Source organism: Bosea vaviloviae (assembly GCF_001741865.1).
Taxonomy (GTDB): Bacteria; Pseudomonadota; Alphaproteobacteria; order Rhizobiales; family Beijerinckiaceae; genus Allobosea; species Allobosea vaviloviae.
The window spans coordinates 321,845-339,760 of record NZ_CP017147.1; the positions used below are offsets into that span (position 1 = coordinate 321,845).

Below are 17,916 nucleotides of genomic sequence, written 5' to 3' on the forward strand. Positions count from 1 at the left end.
GTAGAGGCTCTATGACCATGGCGTTTGCGATAAAGGCCGACATCGGCGATCCGCATGCGAAGATGTTCGTCTTTGCCGGGCAGAAGACGATGTATGGCGGAAAGCACATCGCGGCGGGCGATGTCATCTTCATCTTCGCCAGCGAGAACGAGGCTGGGCAAGGTCTGATCGCTCGTGGCGTCGTCACCTCCGCCGAGACCGTCCCCAGACGGCCCGGCGTCGAGCGCCAGACCCCGCGCGTCAGCATCGCCATCGAACGCACCGCGCTGGCGCGGCGGGCGTTGGGGCGCTGCGCGCTGAAGCCTTTTGCGTCCTGGAACGACGGCCGGCCAGAGACCGAGCTGAACTTCAAGTTCTATCGCCAGGCGACCAACAAGATCGTCGCGATTTCGGACGAGGCGGCGGCGCTCCTCGATGCCTTCTGCTAGAGCGTGTTCGAGCGAAGTGGAGACCGGTTCGCGTTAAGAAAACACGTCGAAACGGGGAGCTCTAACTCCCCGCCCCTGCCGCCCAGAGCCCGAAGAACAGCGCCGCGCCCAGCACGGCGACAAAGCCCGCGGCCAGAAGCTCCAGCCCGGCGATCAGCCGGGCGCCGCGCAAGGTGCCGCCGCCGGCGAATTTGAGCGCCGCGAATTTGAAGAAGACGGCGAGCGCGGCAAGCGCTCCCGTCGTCAGCGCCGTGCCGAGCGCCATGGCGAAGGCCGCGGCGATGCCGGCCCAGAGCAGGCCTTGCGAGGCCGAGAAGACCAGGATGATCAGCGCCCCCGCGCAAGGGCGCAGGCCCGCCGCGAAGACCACGCCCGCCATCTCGCGCCAGCTCTTGAGACGCGAGATCTCGTCGGGACCCGGCATATGGACATGGTCGCAGGTCGGGTCATGCGCCTGCGCGCCATGGCCGAGCGCCAGCAGCGCCCCGGCCTTGCGCCAGAGCACGAAGAGGCCGACGAGCGCGACCAGCGCGAAGCTCGCCTGCTCGACCATGTCGGCCGCGGTGGTCATGGTTTGCGCCGTCGCCCTCAAGGCCAGCGTCAGCGTGGCGACCAGCGTGATGGCGACGAGCGCCTGCAGGATCGCCGCCGCGAAGCTCAGGCCCAGCCCCCGGCGCAGGCTGCGATTATCGGCGACGATATAGCCCGAGATCACCGCCTTGCCATGGCCGGGGCCGGCGGCGTGGAAGACGCCATAACCGAAGGCCAGCGCCATCAGGCTCCAGAGCGCGGCCGGGCTCTGATGGATCGCCTTCAGCGCCGCCGTCAATTCGCGGTAGAAGGACGATTGCCAGGCCAGCAGCAAGCCGCCGATCCCGGTCGTCGAGGGCAGCGCCTCGCGCGGCATCGCGCCGCCGAAGGGATTGCGCGGCGGCGGTGGCGGCACCGGGCTCAGGCTCGTGACGAACTGCGCCAGCAGCGCCAGGACGCCTGCGACCAGCGCCAGCGTGACCACGACGACGATCAACCGGCGCGACAGCGAAGGCCAGGCGAGCGGTGTCGATTGCGACGGGGTCAGGGACATGACGCGGTCAAGGACATGCGACCAGCGCGCGGGTCGTCACCTGGAAGCCGCTCATATCCGGCGTGGCGGTGATGTCCTCCTGCGCCAGCTTGAGCTGGGTGGCCGCATCGAGCTTGGGCGGACGTGCGACCCGCACGACGCAGCCCTTGGGCGCATCCCGTGTGATCACGGCGTCGGGCGCATCGATGATGTCGAAGGCGACGAAATAGGTGGGATCGCCGATCTCAAGCCCGACCGAGCGGACCGATTTGATCGGCGTCTTCAGCGGCAAGGTGTAGGTCAGAGTCAGGATCTTGTTCTCGAAGGATAGGCTCGCCTCGGTCGGCTCCCCGAACTCCTGCGCCTTGCCATTGGCCTTGGCGGTGGTGAAGAAGCCGACCTCGGGCAGCGACTCCATATTGACCTTGGCAAGGTCGACCAATTCGTCGGGAGTCAGCTTGCCGTCGCCGTTCTTGTCGAGCCCTTGCGTGATATAGGCGGAATAGGCCTCGTCGAAGCTCCAGATGTGCTTCAGCGCCGTCACCGCGCCGTCGGGACCGAAGACGATCTCGGCGCGCGCCGAGACGAAGACATGCGGATGCGCGCTCGCCGGGGTGGAGAGGACGGCCCACCAGCCCAGGGCCACGAGCAAGGCGGCGGTAATGGCGCGGCGCTTCAAGGGGCGGCTCCTTCGCGTGAGGCCGAAACCTGGCGGATCATGGTTAACCTATTATGAACACGCCGCTTGCCGGTGATTTGCGTCGCAATCAGCTTTCCCTCGCAAACTGGGCCAAATCGCGGCGCAGCATCAGCCCTCGCGCAAAGGCTGGAACAATCCCAATCTGAATTGACCTCGGCACGCCATTATGTCAGCCTTGCTGACATATCCAAGAGTTGGGCATTGCTCAGCTTGGAGGCTGGATCAACCGGCCCCATAGTCTGGAAACGGGACGATCCGGGGAGGTCGGCCATGGCCGAGACGCAGCGAAACTCCGGCTCTGTCGCCAAGGCGGCGACCAGCCTGCGCGAGGTCGCGCTCGACGACAAATACGACCTGTCCAAGCAAACGATCTTCCTGACTGGTACGCAGGCGATCGCGCGCATGCTGATGGTCCAGCGCGAGCGCGACAAGCTTGCCGGCCTCGACACCGCAGGCTTCGTCTCCGGCTATCGCGGCTCGCCGCTCGGCGGCCTCGACCAGCAGCTTTCGCGCGCCGGCAAGCAGCTCAAGGCGGCTAATATCGTCTTCCAGCCCGGCCTCAACGAGGACCTCGCGGCCACGGCCGTCTGGGGCACGCAGCAGGCGGAACTCCAGGGCGAGGGTCGATATGACGGCGTCTTCGCGCTCTGGTACGGCAAGGGTCCGGGCGTCGACCGCACCGGCGACGTCTTCCGCCATGGCAACATGGCCGGCACCTCGCCCCATGGCGGCGTGATCTGCCTGATGGGCGACGACCACACGGCCGAGAGTTCGACCAACGCCCACCAGACCGAATTCGTCCTCGTCGACCGGATGATGCCGATCCTGAATCCCGCCGGCGTGCAGGAGATCATGGATTATTCCCTGCATGGCCTCGCGCTCTCGCGCTTCGCCTCGGTCTGGGTCGGTATCAAATGCGTCAAGGACAACATCGAATCGACGGCGTCCGTCGACGGCGCGATCGACCGCGTGACGATCACCCTCCCTGATGATTTCGTGATGCCGCCGGGCGGCCTGAGCATTCGCCGCGAGCTCGATTTCCTCGACCAGGAGAAGCGCCTTCATATCCATAAGCGCGCCGCGGTCCTGGCTTACCTGCGCGCCAACAAGCTCAACCAGACCATCACCTCCGGCGGCAAGACCCCGCGCATCGGCATCATCACCGTCGGCAAATCCTATCTCGACGTGCGCCAGGCTTTCGAGGATCTCGGCATCGACGAGGTCCGGGCGAACGATCTCGGCATCCGCCTGTTCAAGGTCGCTTGCCCCTGGCCGCTCGACCCCTCCGAACTCAAGAGCTTCGCCACCGGGCTCGACCTCGTCATGGTCGTCGAGGAAAAGCGCTCGCTGATCGAGGTCCAGTTCCGCGAGGAGCTTTACGGATCGCAAGCGCAGCCCATGGTGATCGGCAAGAAGGACGAGGCCGGCGAATGGCTGTTCCCGGTCCATGGCGCGCTCGACCCCAACGATGTCGCGATCGCGCTCGGGGCGCGACTGCTGCAATATCAGGACGACCCGGCACTGCGCGTGCGATTGGAGGAGATCGCCAGGGCGCAAGGACGGCTCGCGGAAGCCCAGGAGGTCGCCAAGCGCACGCCCTATTACTGCTCGGGCTGCCCGCATAACAGCTCGACCGTGGTGCCCGAGGGCTCGCGCGCCTATGCCGGCATCGGGTGCCACTACATGGTGCAGTGGATGGACCGCTCGACTACCGGCTTCACCCAGATGGGCGGCGAAGGCGCGAACTGGATCGGCGAGGCGCCCTTTTCCACCCGCAACCACGTCTTCCAGAATCTCGGCGACGGCACCTACACCCATTCCGGCTCGCTCGCGATCCGCTGGGCCGTCGCGGCTGGCGTCAGCATCACCTATAAGCTGCTCTACAACGACGCGGTCGCGATGACCGGCGGCCAGCAGGCCGAAGGGCATCTCTCGCCTGACCAGATGGCGCGCCAGATCGCCGGCGAAGGCGTCCAGCGCATCGCGATCGTCAGCGATGATCCCGACAAATACCCGCCCGGCACGGTCTGGCCGCCCGGCACGACTTTTCACCACCGTGACGATCTCGACGCCGTCCAGCGCGAGCTGAGGCAGGTGCCCGGCGTCTCGCTGCTGCTCTACGACCAGACCTGCGCCACCGAAAAACGCCGCCGCCGCAAGCGCGGCACTTATCCCGACCCCGACAAGCGCGTCATCGTCAACGAATTGGTCTGCGAGGGCTGCGGCGATTGCGGCGTGCAGTCGAACTGCGTCTCGGTGCAGCCGCTGGAAACCGAATTCGGCCGCAAGCGCCAGATCGACCAATCCAACTGCAACAAGGATTTTTCCTGCGTGAAGGGCTTTTGCCCGTCCTTCGTCACCGTGCATGGCGCACGGCCCAAAAAGGCCGAACCGCGCCAGCTCGACGCCGGTACACTCGGCGCAGGCGACATCCCCGAACCACAAGTGCCAACCCTCGACAAGAGCTTCGCGGTGATCGTCACCGGCGTCGGCGGCACCGGGGTGGTCACCATCGGCGCGATCCTCGGCATGGCGGCCCATCTCGAAGGCAAGGGTTGCGGCATGATCGACATGGCCGGCCTCGCCCAGAAGGGCGGCGCGGTCTTCAGCCACGTCAAGCTCGCCCCGACGCCCGACGAGATCCACGCCATCCGCGTCTCGGCCGGGCAGGCCGACCTCGTGCTCGGCTGCGACCTCACCGTCACCGGGTCGAAGAAAGTGCTCGGCGCAATCAAGCCGACAGCGGCGACCGTCGTCGTCAACACGGCCGAGAGCCTGCCGGGCGATTTTACCCGCAATGCCGATTTCTCGCTGCCGATCGAGCGCATCAAACGCTCGATCCTCTCGGCATCGGGTCGCGACCAGACCCATTTCGTCGATGCGACCGCCGCGGCGAACGCCTTCCTCGGCAATGCCATCGCCGCCAACATGTTCATGCTCGGCTATGCCTGGCAGTTCGGCAGCGTGCCCTTGTCGCGCGCGGCGTTGCTGCGCGCGATCGAGCTCAATGGCGAAGCCGTGCCGATGAACAAGCAGGCGTTCGAACTCGGCCGCCGCGCCGCGCATGATCCCGCTGCGCTGGTCGCCTCCCTGTCGGAGGCCAAGGCCCCGACGCAGGCAAGGCATATCTCGGCTTCGCTCGACGAGATCATCGCTCGGCGCGTGAACCACCTCACCGCCTATCAGAACGCGGCCTATGCCGCGCGCTATCGCGACCTCGTCGATCGCGTGCAGGCGAAGGAAGCTGACGTTCTGCCAGGCCAGCACGCCCTGACCGAGACCGTCGCGCGCTATCTCTTCAAGCTGATGGCCTACAAGGACGAATACGAGGTCGCCCGGCTCTATGCCGACGGCTCGTTCCAGCGTCAGGTCGAGGCGACCTTCGAGCCGACCAGCGCCTCCGGCCAAAAGCTGCGCTACGAGTTCAACCTGGCTCCGCCGCTGCTGGCCAGGCGCGATCCCGTCACCGGTATTCCCCGCAAGATCAGCTTCGGCCCCTGGATGATGTCGGCCTTCGGCCTGTTGGCAAAGCTGAAGGGCCTGCGCGGCACGGCCTTCGACATCTTCGGCTATAGCGAGGAGCGCCGGACCGAGCGCGCGCTGATCGGCGCCTATGAGACGCTGATCGGCGAAATCCTGGCGAAGCTCTCGACCCAGAACCACGCGCTCTGCATCGCGCTCGCCGCCATCCCTGAAAAGATCCGCGGCTTCGGCCATGTCAAGGAACGGCACCTGAAGGCGGCGAAGGCCGAAGAAGCGGAATTGCTGGCAAAGCTGCGCGATGGCTCTGCTGCCGCATTGGCAATGCCGAAGGCGGCGGAATAGGGCGAAGGTTCCCCGCGCATCTTTCGTCCAGCTTGAGTCCGGGCGCGGCAGCAGCCCATACTGACCGCACAAGCTCCCCCCAAGGACCACCCGCCCTTGATCACGCCCGAAGACCTCCGCCGCATCGCCGCTTGGTCGCGCGACCTGACTGAGGCGGAATTCGAGGAAGCGCGGCGCGGCATCAGCCTCAAGCTCTATGGCAAGGGCGTCTCTATCTGTCATGTCGGCGACAGGCTTGAATCCTGGGCCGGCGTCGCCGAGGGGCTGGTCAAGATGTCGACCACCTCGAAGACCGGCAAATCGGCGACGCTGGCGGGCATGCGCGCCGGCGCCTGGTTCGGCGAGGGCACGGTGATCAAGGCCGAACCTCGCCGTTACGAACTCGTCGCCCTGCGCGAGACCAGGCTCGCCTTGATGCGGCGCTCGACATTCCTCTGGCTGTTCGAGCACAGCGCGGCCTTCAACCGCTTCCTGGTGCACCAGTTCAACGAGCGCCTCGCCCAGTTCATCGCCATCGCCGAGACCGAACGCACGCTCGATTCGACCGGACGCCTCGCGCGCAATCTCGCCTGGTTGTTCAACCCGATCCTCTATCCCGATCTCGACCGGACGCTGGCGATCTCACAGGAGGAGCTCGGCCTGCTCGCCGGCATGTCGCGCCAGATCGCCAATCAGGGGCTGGCGAAGCTCGAGGGCCTGGGACTGCTGGAGGTCGGCCACGGCTCGGTGACGATCTTGGATCTGGGGCGGCTGGCGCGCTACGAGGGGTAGGGTGGCGATCGTCATTGCGAGCGTAAGCGAAGCAATCCAGCGGACGTAGAGCGCGGCCGCTCCTGGATTGCTTCGTCGCTTCGCGCCTCGCAATGACGGATCAGGCGCTATGAATCGCCCCCCGGTGAGAAGAAGCAGAGCAGTTCGCCCGCATCGTTGATGCACAAATGCCAAAGCCCGTCCGGTGAGGCGCGCGCTTTCTGATAGGGAATCTCGAGAATAAGAGGTTCGCGGCGCTCGGTCGGCCACATCGGATGACGCCCCGGCGCGATCGTCACGACGAAGCCGGATGGGTTCTCCCGGACAGCACCGGCGTCAATCTGCGCGCAATCGGCGCCCGAGCAGCACTCGAAAGGATAGTCCCAACCGCTGGCGGCCTGATGGGCGCGCGTCTGCGTTGCTCCCGCAGCCAGCACCACCACCATGCAGATCGAGGCAAGAACGCGCATAGGCCAGTCCTCGCCTCGACAATCCTGCCCGAAGACGGCGGATGAATGGCGGCCAGGGCACCTGCGCGCCATTGCGCACGGTTACGATCATGCTGCGGATAAAAAGAATCGGACGGTGGGCTCGCGCCGTGCTTGGGCATAGGGCTTATGGTCGCTGTATGCTTAGGCTTCCACAGTGATATTCACGCTTCGTTTGCGACAATCGGGCAGAATGCCTGGATGACAATAGAAGGCCTAATGCTCGGAGCCCCCTGCATCGCCTTGGCGATGACCCTGTTCACTATGGGATGGCGACATAGGCCGATAAAGAGTGCACTCGCCCCAACAATTGCCGGCGGCATCTTCGTCCCAGTATATATTCTGTTTCATTTCTCATTTGACGGCTTCGCATTGCTTGGAGCACTTGCCAGCGTGCCGCTCGTTTTCGCCTATGCATTCGTCCTGTTCGGGCTGGGACGAGTGATGCGGTGGATCATAGGCTGGGTTTTCCGGTAGCGATCACCGATCGACAACCGGAATTTGATCGAGCTCGCCGGATCTCAGCTTGCTCAAGGTCCGCCATCGGTCGAACACGACCCTCGATCTGGAGCGGCCGGGCGCAATACGAGAGCTAGGCGCGACCACGTCATCCTGGGCGAAGCAAAGCGGTGACCCGGGATCCATCGAAGAGAACTGCACTCTCCGATGGAGCCCGGAGCTGCGCCGCTGACGCGGCTTGTCCAGGATGACGGCGTGGTTCCGAGCCAGGGCTCATTTGGCATGAATGGTGGCCATGGGTTCCAGGCTCTTCGCCACGCGAAGCCTCGGAATGACAGCAAGGCTCGCCGCATTGGCGCGCCCGCATTCGCCAAACCACACTACCCCAAGACAATAGCGACCAAATGCCAAGTTGTCTGTCAAGCCCCCCCTTGCAAAGATGTGGGGTGGCTGCGAGGCTCACATCAAGAACAAGGGCTGAAACGGCCAAAACGAAGGTCGCTGCAATGTACGGCGGCCGGACAGGGTGGAGAATGCAATCGTGGCAAGCGCAAGCGCCGGCCAGGCGGATACCTTTCCGAAATTGCTGCTGCGCAATGCGCGCGAGCGCAGTTCGCGCATCGCGTTCCGGCACAAGGATCTCGGGATCTGGCAGTCCTGGACCTGGGCCGAAGTGGCCGAGCAGGTGCGCAGCTTCGCCAGGGGTCTCCAGGATCTCGGCCTGAAGCGCGGCGAGAAGGTCGCGATCATCGGCTACAACCGACCCAGGCTCTATTGGTCGATGTGCGCCGCGCAATGGATCGGCGCGGTTCCCGTGCCGGTCTATGCCGACAGCGTCGCCGAGGAGATGGCCTATGTGCTCGACCATGCCGAGGCGGTCTTCGCCTGCGTGCAGGACCAGGAGCAGGTCGACAAGGTCCTCTCCATCGCCGAGCGCCTGCCCCATCTGCGCCAGATGCTCTATGACGAGCCGCGCGGCCTGCGCGACTACGACCACGGCAAACTGCACGAGATCGACAAGGTCATCGCTGGCGGGCGCGACGCGCTGAAGGCGAGCCCCGAGGCCGCAGCCGCCCATGAGCGCGAGATGGAGGCCGGCTCAGGCTCCGATCTCGGCATCATCCTCTACACCTCGGGCACGACCGGCCGGCCCAAGGGCGTCATGCTCAGCCACTTCAACGTCATCACCGCCGCCGAGATCGGCTGCCAGTTCGACGGCCTGAACGAGAGCGACGAGGTCATCGCCTATCTGCCGATCGCCTGGGTCGGCGACCATGTCTTCTCCTATGCGCAGGCGATCGTCGCGGGCTTCTGCGTGAACTGCCCGGAAGGGCCCGAAACCGTCGTCGACGACCGGCGCGAAGTCGGCACGACCTACGCCTTCGCGCCGCCGCGCGTCTTCGAGACCATGTTGACCATCACCATGGTGCGCATGGAGGATGCCGGCCCGCTGATGCGCAAGATGTTCCACTACTTCCTCGGCGTGGCCAAGCAGCACGGCGAGAAGATCCTGAACGGCGAGAGCGTGCCGCTGGGCGCGAGGCTGCTCTACAAGCTCGGCGACATCCTGATCTACGCGCCCCTGCGCAACCGCTTCGGCCTGAGCAACATCAAGGTCGGCTATACCGCCGGCGAGGCGATCGGCCCCGAGCTGTTCAAGTTCTATCGCTCGATCGGGGTCAATCTGAAGCAGCTCTACGGACAGACCGAAGCCGGCGTCTACATCACCATGCAGCCCAATGGCGAGATCAAGGCCGACACGGTCGGCCGCCCCGCGCCGCTGGTCGAAATCCGGATCGACGACAATGGCGAGGTGCTCTACCGCTCGCCCTCGATCTTCGGCGGCTATTTCAAGGATCCCGAGAAGACCGCGGAGACGATGACCGCCGACGGATATGTCCGCTCCGGCGATGCCGGCTTCTTCGACGAGACCGGCCATCTCAAGATCATCGACCGCGCCAAGGATGTCGGCAAGCTCTCCTCGGGGGATCTGTTCCCGCCGAAATACATCGAGAACAAGCTGAAATTCTATCCCAACATCAAGGAGGTCGTCGCCTTCGGCCAGGGCCGCGACTACGCCACCGTCGCGCTCAACATCGACCTGACCGCGGTCGGCAACTGGGCCGAGCGTCACAATGTCGTCTACGCGTCATACCAGGAACTGGCCGGCCACGATCTCGTCTACGACATGATCGCCAAGCATGTCGACGAGGTGAACCGTTCGCTCGCCGCCGAGCCCCTGATGGGCGGGGCGCAGATCAAGCGGTTCCTGATCCTGCATAAGGAACTCGACGCCGATGACGGCGAACTGACCCGCACCCAGAAGGTCCGGCGCGGCTTCATCGCCGAGCGCTACGCTCCTCTCGTCGCCGCGCTCTATGATGGTTCGGACATCGCCGACATCTCCACCGAAGTGACCTTCGAGGACGGCCGCAAGGGCGTGATCTCCGCCCGCGTCAAGGTCCGCGACGCCAAGACCTATCCGGTAACCGCGCCAACTCCGGCGAGGGCGGCATGAATGTCGAGACCATGAACGTGACCGGGGAACCGCTGCACCGCGACAAGGGCGAGGTCCTGCTGTCGGTCGACAACATCTCGCTGCGCTTTGGCGGGGTGAAGGCGATCTCGGACGTCTCCTTCGACATCCGCAAGGGCGAGGTCCGCGCCATCATCGGCCCCAACGGCGCCGGCAAGACCTCGATGCTCAACTGCATCAACGGCTTCTACCATCCCCAAGAAGGCCAGATCACCTATAAGGGCGTGCGCCGCGCCAAGGTGAAGCCGCACCAGGCTGCTGCCGACGGCATCGCCCGTACCTTCCAGAACGTCGCGCTGTTCAAGGGCATGTCGACGCTCGACAACATCATGACCGGCCGCACGCTGAAGATGCACCGGAACTTCTTCTGGCAGGCGCTGCGTCACGGCCCGGCGATGACCGAGGAGATCGAGCATCGCAAGGTGGTCGAGGACATCATCGACTTCCTGCAGATCCAGCACATCCGCAAGCTGCCCGTCGGGAAATTGCCCTATGGCCTGCAGAAGCGGGTGGAACTGGGCCGCGCGCTCGCCATGGAGCCGGAGCTGCTGCTGCTCGACGAGCCGATGGCCGGCATGAACCTCGAGGAGAAGGAGGACATGTGCCGCTTCATCCTCGACGTGAACAACCAGTTCGGCACGACCATCGCCTTGATCGAGCACGACATGGGCGTGGTGATGGATCTCTCCGACCGCGTCGTGGTGCTCGAATACGGCCGCAAGATCGCCGACGGCACGCCTGATGAGGTGAAGCGCGATCAGAAGGTGATCGACGCCTATTTGGGAGTGGCGCACTGATGGCCATCACCTTCGCCATAGAGCATTTCTCCATCCGCACCGTCATCCCGGGCAAGCCACATAGTGGCGCAGACCCGGGATCCATCGGAGGGCTCCGGAGCGCCGCGATGGATCCCGGGTCTCCGCTTCGCGGTGTCCAGGATGACGGTGAGTATGTATTTGCGAGCGAGGGCCTGCAGCCATGAGCGACGCGACACTCGGTTCCTTGGGCGGGATCAATTTCAACAGCTTCCGCGTCCGCGCCGCGCTGGTCCTCGGCGCGATCGTCGTGGCCGGCATCATCGGCATCCGCTTCGACCAGTCGAACACGCTCTATGCGATCTTCGTCGACCCGTTCCAGCAGATGGTCCAGGCCCCGGACCTGCTCGCCCAGACGATCTGGGAGGGCCTCGTCTCCGGCGTGCTCTACGCGCTGATCGCGCTCGGCTTCGTGCTGATCTTCAAGGCCTCGGGCGTGTTCAACTTCGCCCAGGGCATCATGGTGGTGTTCGCGGCGCTGACCCTGGTCGGGCTCTATGAGAAGGGCGTGCCAGCCTTCCTCGCCGTGATCCTGACGCTCGGCGTGATGTTCGCGCTCGCCGTCACGATCGAACGCGTCGTGCTGCGCCCGCTGGTCAACCAGCCCGACATCATCCTGTTCATGGCGACCTTCGGCATCACCTATTTCCTGATCGGCTTCGGCGAGGCGGTTTTCGGCGGCAGCCCCAAGCAGATGATCGCTGATCAGCTCTGGCTGCCCAAGGGGGCGATCGACCTGAAACTGTTCGGCGGCCTGGTCTCGCTGCAGAAGATCGATATCGCGGCAGCCGTCATCGCCTCGGTGATGATCGCCGCTCTCGCCGCCTTCTTCCAATACACGCGCATCGGAAGAGCCTTGCGGGCAGTGGCCGACAGCCACAAGGCGGCGCTTTCGGTCGGTATCTCGCTGAATCAGATCTGGGTCATCGTCTGGTTCACCGCCGGTATCGTCGCCCTCATCACCGGCATCATGTGGGGCGCGCGCTCGGACGTCTCCTTCGCGCTCGAGATCGTGGCGCTGAAGGCCCTGCCCGTGCTGATCCTGGGCGGCTTCACCTCGATCCCGGGCGCCATCGTCGGCGGCCTGATCATCGGCATCGGCGAGAAGCTGGGCGAGTTCTATTGGGGCCCGCTGATCGGCGGCGGCATCGAGAGCTGGCTCGCCTATTTCATCGCGCTGGGCTTCCTGCTGTTCCGCCCGCAAGGGCTGTTCGGCGACAAGATCATCGAGAGAATCTGATGCGGCGAGTGGCGAAATGGCGAATGGCGAATAAGGCGATGGATTTGGCTTCAGTCGGCGCTTCATTGGCGACCAAATCCACTCGCCACTCGCCACTCCCAATTCGCACCTCAAGCGGAGCTTGAGAAAATGTTCTATCGCGAAGCCGGCCAGTTCAAATCGACCTATTCCGCCGACATGGCGGTGTTCCCGATCTGGCAGGACCGGGTCGGCATCGCCGTCATCCTGGCGCTTGCCTTTATCGGCGTGCCGCTGATCGGCAACGACTTCTTCATCTCCTCGGTGATGATCCCCTTCCTGGTGTTCTCGCTTGCCGCGATCGGGCTCAACATCCTGACCGGCTATACCGGGCTGATCTCGCTGGGCACCGCCGCCTTCATGGGTGTCGGCGCCTATGCCGCCTACAAACTGACGACCTTCTTTCCCGGCATCAACGTCATCGTGCTCGTGCTGGTCTCCGGCCTGTTCTCGGCGGCGATCGGCGTGCTCTTCGGCCTGCCCTCGCTACGCATCAAGGGCTTCTATCTCGCTGTCGCGACGCTCGCCGCGCAGTTCTTCCTGCAATGGGCTTTCGTGCGCGTACCCTGGCTGTTCAACTACAACGCCTCGGGCGCGATCGAGGTGCCGCAGCGCACGCTCTTCGGCCTCCCCATCACCGGCGCCTCGGCTTCGCCTGAGACGCGTTATTTCGTCTGCCTCGTGCTGGTCGTAGGCCTGACCTGGTTCGCCTCGAACCTGGTGCATGGCAAGCTCGGCCGCTCCTGGATGGCGGTGCGCGACATGGATATCGCCGCCGAGCTGATGGGCATCAAGCTGCTCAACGCCAAGCTCACCGCCTTCGCCGTCTCGTCCTTCTATGCCGGCGTCGCCGGCGCGATGATGATCTTCTTCTGGTATGGCGGCGGCGAAGCGGCCGACGTCTTCAACATCCGCCTCTCCTTCAACATCCTGTTCATGGTCATCATCGGCGGGCTCGGCTCGCTGATCGGCTCCTTCTTCGGGGCCGCCTTCATCGCCAGCCTGCCGACCATCCTGAAATTCGGCCTGCCGGCGCTCGGCGTCCCGCTCTCGGGCGCTGCGGCCGAGCATGTCACCTTCATGCTCGTCGGCGCGCTGATCATCACCTTCCTGATCGTCGAGCCGCATGGCCTCGCGCGGCTCTGGCAGATCGGGAAGCAGAAACTGCGAACCTGGCCATTCCCTTATTGAGGTCGGCCCTTTCCCCGGCGCGGCGGAGAGGAGCCCAACAAAACGACCTGCGCGGTCTCAATGCGGCAGGCGAAGAGGAGACGGTCCGGCGTTCAAGGCCAGGATCGGTGGAAACGACGGAGGAACCATCATGAAGACGACCAAGCTGATGAAGGGAGCGGCGCTGGGCTCGCTCCTCGCCGCGAGCGCGCAAGTCGCTCCGGCCCTTGCCCAGGACAGCGTCTACTTCGCCAACAACGCCTATCGCACCGGTCCGTTCTCGGGCTCCGGCATTCCGATCGGCGACGGCATGCGCGACTACATCACGATGATCAACGAGCGCGACGGCGGCGTGAACGGCGTCAAGGTCGTCTATGAGGAATGCGAGACCGGCTACGACACCAAGAAGTCGATCGAGTGCTACGAGCAGGCCAAGTCGAAGAACACCATCCTCTACTCGCCCTGGTCGACCGGCGCGACGCTCGCCGCCATTCCGCGCGCCCATATCGACAAGATCCCGATCCTGTCGATGGCCTATGGCCTCTCGGCCTCGGCCGACGGCACCAACTTTCCCTGGGTCTTCATCCCGCCCTTCACCTATTGGGACGGCGCTTCGCTGATGGTGAAGCACATGGCGGCCGAACTCGGCGGCATGGACAAGCTCAAGGGCAAGAAGCTCGGCCTGATCCATCTCGATGCGCCCTTCGGCAAGGAGCCGATCCCGGTGCTCGAGAACCTCGCCAAGAAATACGGCTTCGAGCTCAAGATCTATCCCGTAGCCGCCGCCGACATGCAGAACCAGGGTTCGCTCTGGCTCTCGATCCGGCGCGACCGGCCAGACTACCTCTACAACCAGGGCTGGGGCGCGATGAACCCGACCGCGGTGAAGGAGGCGATCAAGAACAACTTCCCGATCAACAAGCTGGTCGGCGTCTGGTGGGCTGGCGGCGATGACGACGCACGCGCCGGCGGCCCCGAGGCCAAGGGCTACAAGTCGCTCAACCTCAACGCCGCGGGCACCAACTTCCCGGTGATCCAGGACATCCAGAAATACGTCGTGGAGAAGGGCAAGAGCCTCGCTGCCAAGGAGAAGGTCGGCGAGAACCTTTATAATCGCGGCGTCTACAACTCGATGCTCGTCGTCGAGGCGATGCGCAACGCCCAGAAGCTCACCGGCAAGAAGGTGATCAACGCCGAGGACATGCGCCGCGGCCTGGAGAGCCTGAACATCACCGAGGCGCGATTGAAGGAGATCGGCATGGAAGGCTTCGCCACGCCGACCACCATCTCCTGCACCGACCATTCCGGCCACAGCAAGGCCTATGTCGCGGAATGGGACGGCACCAAATGGACCAAGCCCGGCGACTGGCTCGAGCCGCTCAAGGACGAGGTCCGCCCGCTGATCGAAGCCAACGCCAAGGACTATGTGGAGAAGGCGACCGGCTGGCCGAAGCGGACCGAGCCTTGCGAGAAGTCGTCCTGATCTGACGGCAGTCGGCAGTGGGCAATCGGCAGTCGGTTTTTCCGGCTGCCAACCCGACTGCCGACTGCCGATTGCCCACTGCCGGGGAACCGCCATGTCGATAGCGACACTCGAAACGCCCAACACAAGCACCGCCACCGACAACATCCTGTCGCTGAACAATATCGAGGTGATCTATGATCACGTCATCCTCGTGCTGAAGGGCGTCTCCCTGCATGTCCCGCGCAAGGGCATCGTCGCGATCCTCGGCGCCAACGGGGCCGGCAAGACCACGACGCTGAAGGCGATCTCGAACCTGCTCAAGGCCGAGCGCGGCGAGGTCACCAAGGGCTCGATCGTGTTCGAGGGCGAGCGCGTCGACAAGATGTCGCCCAATGAGTTGGTCCGGCGCGGCTGCATCCAGGTGATGGAGGGGCGGCACTGCTTCGGCCATCTCTCGATCGAGGAGAACCTGCTGACCGGCGCTTTCACCCGCCGCGACGGCAACGCCGCGATCAAGCGCGACCTGGAGAAGATCTACGAGCTCTTCCCGCGCCTGAAGCAGCGCCGGACCTCTCAGGCCGGCTACACCTCGGGCGGCGAGCAGCAGATGTGCGCGGTCGGCCGCGCCATGATGTCGAAGCCCAAGATGATCCTGCTCGACGAGCCCTCGATGGGGCTCGCACCACAGATCGTCGAGGAGATCTTTGAGATCGTGCGCCGGCTCAATGCCGAGGATGGCGTCTCCTTCCTCGTCGCCGAGCAGAACACCAACATGGCCCTGCGCTACGCGACCTATGGCTACATCATGGAGACCGGCCGCGTCGTGATGGATGGCGAAGCTTCGATGCTGCGCGAGAACGAGGACGTGAAGGAGTTCTATCTCGGCGTCGCCGAAGGCAACAAAAAGTCGTTCCGCGAGGTCAAAAGCTATAAACGCCGCAAGCGCTGGCTCTCCTGAGCCGATGGAACGCAAGGTGGCATCCCATGCTCTATCTCGTCATCGCCCTGTTGGTGATCCTGCTGGTCTTCGGGCCACAGGCCTGGGTCCGTCACGAGATGAGCCGGCACGCCGCGGATCGTCCCGATCTGCCCGGCACCGGCGGTGAGCTCGCGCGCCATCTGCTCGACCGCTTCCAGCTCGGTTCGGTCACCGTCGAGTCGACGCCCAGCGGCGATCATTACGACCCGGGCGCCCGCGCTGTGCGGCTCTCTCCCGACAATCATGACGGGCGCTCGATCACGGCCGTCGCGGTCGCGGCCCATGAGGTCGCCCATGCGATCCAGCATCATCAAGGCAGCGTGCTCTTCGCCTGGCGGACCGCGCTCGCTCGGTTCCTCGGCATCTTCGACAAGGTCGCGATGGGGATCATGATCACGGCTCCGCTCGTCGCCATTCTCACCCGCGTGCCCTCGATCGGATTGATGCAGTTCGGCCTCGCCATCGCGCTGCTCGGTGTCGGGCTCGTCGTGCATCTGGTGACGCTGCCGCTGGAGCTCGACGCCAGTTTCGGCAAGGCGCTGCCGATCCTGACCGCCGACGGCTATCTCGACTCGCGCGATCTGCCCGCCGCACGCGGCGTGCTGCGTGCCGCTGCCTTCACCTATGTCGCCGGGGCCCTGATCGGCCTTCTGAATTTTCTCCGCCTGCTGCGGATCATCCGCTGAGACGAGGCGGCCCGTTTTCGTGAGGATTTGACCGATGAGCGAGCATCACGACGCCCTCGAAACCCGCTCGCCCGATGCCCGCGAGGCCGATCTCTTCGCGCGGCTGCCGGCCGTGCTCGCTGCCGCCCTGAAGACCCCGGCCTATGCCGAGCGGCTCGCTGGCATCGACCCGGCCGCGATCACCGATCGCAATTCGCTCTCCACCCTACCGATCCTGCGCAAGGCCGATTTGCCCGCGCTCCAGAAGACCGCCTTGCCCTTCGGCGGCTTCGTCTCTGCGCCGCTCGGCTCCTTCGGCCGGCTCTTCACCTCACCCGGTCCGATCTTCGAGCCGGAGGGCACCGGCAGCGATCCCTGGGGCGCGGCCCGCGGGCTCTACGCGGCGGGCTTCCGGGCCGGCGACGTCGTGCTCAACACCTTCGGCTACCATCTGACGCCGGGCGGCTTCATCATGGATTCGGCCGCGCGCGCGCTCGGCTGCGCCGTGATCCCGGCTGGCCCCGGCAACACCGAGCAGCAGATGGAAGTGATCTCGGCCTACCGCCCCGCCTGCTATGCCGGCACGCCCGATTTCCTCAAGATCCTGATCGAGGCGGCTGAAGTGCGCGGCGTCGACATCTCCTGCCTGAAACGCGCCGTGGTCTCGGGCGCGACCTTCCCGCCCTCGCTCCAGGCCTGGGTCAAGGAGCACGGCATCGACGCCTACCAGCTCTACGCCACCGCCGATGTCGGCGTGATCGCCTATGAGACGAGCGCGCGCGCAGGCATGGTGCTGAACGAGAACCTGATCGTCGAGATCGTGCGGCCGGGCACCGGCGACCCTGTGGCGGAGGGCGAGGTCGGCGAGATCGTCATCACCAATCTCGACCCGCATCACCCGCAGATCAGGCTCGCGGTCGGTGATCTCACCGCCGTCATGCCGGGCGCGAGCCCATGCGGGCGCAGCAACATCCGCATCAAGGGCTGGATGGGCCGCGCCGACCAGACCGCCAAGGTCAAGGGCATGTTCGTGCGCCCCGAGCAGGTCGCCGAGATCGCCAAGCGCCATGCCGAGATCGCCAAGCTGCGCCTCGTCGTCGGCCGCGCCAACGAGGTCGACACGATGACGCTGAAGGCTGAGATCTATGCCGAACCCGCAGGGTTGATCGATGCCGTCTCCTCGACCCTGCAGCAGGTCACCAAGCTGAAAGGCGCCGTCGAGATCCTTCCGCTCGGGGCCTTGCCGAACGATGGCAAGGTGATCGCGGACGAGCGGCCGGTGGGGTAGCGCGCTTCATTGCCGAAAGGGCGCGGG

The 17,916-nt window shown here is 64.9% G+C and carries 14 protein-coding genes; 11 read left to right on the top strand and 3 right to left on the bottom strand.

Translation table 11 applies throughout. The features are described 5' to 3' along the window. Positions 1-17 precede the first annotated feature (17 nt). The gene (locus BHK69_RS01515) at positions 18-428 is read left to right on the top strand and encodes a hypothetical protein (RefSeq protein WP_069688575.1); all 411 of its coding nucleotides are present in this window, start codon (positions 18-20) and stop codon (positions 426-428) included. Positions 429-489: 61 nt separating this feature from the next. Here the strand turns inward: BHK69_RS01515 and BHK69_RS01520 are convergent, their stop codons facing one another. Together BHK69_RS01520 and BHK69_RS01525 are read right to left on the bottom strand one after the other, a co-directional pair. After that, positions 490-1,512, bottom strand: coding sequence for a nickel/cobalt transporter (locus BHK69_RS01520; RefSeq protein WP_069688576.1), 1,023 nt, complete (start codon positions 1,510-1,512; stop codon positions 490-492). 7 nt (positions 1,513-1,519) lie between these two features. Beyond that, the gene (locus BHK69_RS01525; protein ID WP_069688577.1) at positions 1,520-2,170 is read right to left on the bottom strand and encodes a DUF1007 family protein; all 651 of its coding nucleotides are present in this window, start codon (positions 2,168-2,170) and stop codon (positions 1,520-1,522) included. A 291-nt stretch (positions 2,171-2,461) separates the two neighbouring features. On the opposite strand from BHK69_RS01525, the gene BHK69_RS01530 reads away from it, so the two are divergent. Next, positions 2,462-6,016, top strand: coding sequence for an indolepyruvate ferredoxin oxidoreductase family protein (locus BHK69_RS01530; protein ID WP_069688578.1), 3,555 nt, complete (start codon positions 2,462-2,464; stop codon positions 6,014-6,016). A 96-nt stretch (positions 6,017-6,112) separates the two neighbouring features. Next, positions 6,113-6,787 (top strand): Crp/Fnr family transcriptional regulator, encoded by a 675-nt coding sequence (locus BHK69_RS01535; RefSeq protein WP_069688579.1) that lies wholly within the window; start codon positions 6,113-6,115, stop codon positions 6,785-6,787. Positions 6,788-6,894: 107 nt separating this feature from the next. On the opposite strand, the gene BHK69_RS01540 is transcribed toward BHK69_RS01535, so the two are convergent. Beyond that, entirely contained in the window at positions 6,895-7,236 is a 342-nt protein-coding gene (locus BHK69_RS01540) for a hypothetical protein (RefSeq protein WP_069688580.1), read from the bottom strand. 1,018 nt (positions 7,237-8,254) lie between these two features. On the opposite strand from BHK69_RS01540, the gene BHK69_RS01550 reads away from it, so the two are divergent. The 8 genes from BHK69_RS01550 to BHK69_RS01590 all read left to right on the top strand — a co-directional run bounded on the left by BHK69_RS01550 (position 8,255) and on the right by BHK69_RS01590 (position 17,889). Continuing rightward, positions 8,255-10,231, top strand: a complete 1,977-nt coding sequence (locus BHK69_RS01550) for an AMP-dependent synthetase/ligase (RefSeq protein WP_199579019.1) — start codon at positions 8,255-8,257, stop codon at positions 10,229-10,231. Continuing rightward, positions 10,228-11,046: an ABC transporter ATP-binding protein gene (locus BHK69_RS01555; RefSeq protein WP_069688582.1), complete on the top strand. Its 819-nt coding sequence runs from the start codon at positions 10,228-10,230 to the stop codon at positions 11,044-11,046. The genes BHK69_RS01550 and BHK69_RS01555 overlap by 4 nt, the downstream gene beginning before the upstream one ends. Positions 11,047-11,389: 343 nt before the next feature. After that, positions 11,390-12,304, top strand: a complete 915-nt coding sequence (locus tag BHK69_RS01565) for a branched-chain amino acid ABC transporter permease (protein ID WP_069693274.1) — start codon at positions 11,390-11,392, stop codon at positions 12,302-12,304. 129 nt (positions 12,305-12,433) lie between these two features. Beyond that, complete coding sequence (locus BHK69_RS01570; RefSeq protein WP_069688584.1) at positions 12,434-13,513, top strand: branched-chain amino acid ABC transporter permease; 1,080 nt, start codon at positions 12,434-12,436, stop codon at positions 13,511-13,513. Between the two features lie 130 nt (positions 13,514-13,643). Continuing rightward, positions 13,644-14,975, top strand: coding sequence for an ABC transporter substrate-binding protein (locus tag BHK69_RS01575; RefSeq protein WP_069688585.1), 1,332 nt, complete (start codon positions 13,644-13,646; stop codon positions 14,973-14,975). Between the two features lie 94 nt (positions 14,976-15,069). Continuing rightward, positions 15,070-15,915, top strand: a complete 846-nt coding sequence (locus BHK69_RS01580; protein ID WP_069688586.1) for an ABC transporter ATP-binding protein — start codon at positions 15,070-15,072, stop codon at positions 15,913-15,915. A gap of 26 nt (positions 15,916-15,941) precedes the next feature. Further along, a complete protein-coding gene (locus BHK69_RS01585) occupies positions 15,942-16,622 on the top strand; it encodes a zinc metallopeptidase (protein WP_069688587.1) in 681 nt (226 codons plus the stop codon). A 34-nt stretch (positions 16,623-16,656) separates the two neighbouring features. Further along, the gene (locus BHK69_RS01590) at positions 16,657-17,889 is read left to right on the top strand and encodes a phenylacetate--CoA ligase family protein (protein WP_069688588.1); all 1,233 of its coding nucleotides are present in this window, start codon (positions 16,657-16,659) and stop codon (positions 17,887-17,889) included. Positions 17,890-17,916 lie beyond the last annotated feature (27 nt).

Coding starts and splice junctions, on each gene's coding strand:
- BHK69_RS01515 (WP_069688575.1), top strand. CDS start 18: ATGGCGTTTGCGATAAAGGCCGACATCGGCGATCCGCATGCGAAGATG.
- BHK69_RS01520 (WP_069688576.1), bottom strand. CDS start 1,512: ATGTCCCTGACCCCGTCGCAATCGACACCGCTCGCCTGGCCTTCGCTG.
- BHK69_RS01530 (WP_069688578.1), top strand. CDS start 2,462: ATGGCCGAGACGCAGCGAAACTCCGGCTCTGTCGCCAAGGCGGCGACC.
- BHK69_RS01540 (WP_069688580.1), bottom strand. CDS start 7,236: ATGCGCGTTCTTGCCTCGATCTGCATGGTGGTGGTGCTGGCTGCGGGA.
- BHK69_RS01555 (WP_069688582.1), top strand. CDS start 10,228: ATGAATGTCGAGACCATGAACGTGACCGGGGAACCGCTGCACCGCGAC.
- BHK69_RS01565 (WP_069693274.1), top strand. CDS start 11,390: ATGGTCCAGGCCCCGGACCTGCTCGCCCAGACGATCTGGGAGGGCCTC.
- BHK69_RS01570 (WP_069688584.1), top strand. CDS start 12,434: ATGTTCTATCGCGAAGCCGGCCAGTTCAAATCGACCTATTCCGCCGAC.
- BHK69_RS01575 (WP_069688585.1), top strand. CDS start 13,644: ATGAAGACGACCAAGCTGATGAAGGGAGCGGCGCTGGGCTCGCTCCTC.
- BHK69_RS01580 (WP_069688586.1), top strand. CDS start 15,070: ATGTCGATAGCGACACTCGAAACGCCCAACACAAGCACCGCCACCGAC.
- BHK69_RS01585 (WP_069688587.1), top strand. CDS start 15,942: ATGCTCTATCTCGTCATCGCCCTGTTGGTGATCCTGCTGGTCTTCGGG.
- BHK69_RS01590 (WP_069688588.1), top strand. CDS start 16,657: ATGAGCGAGCATCACGACGCCCTCGAAACCCGCTCGCCCGATGCCCGC.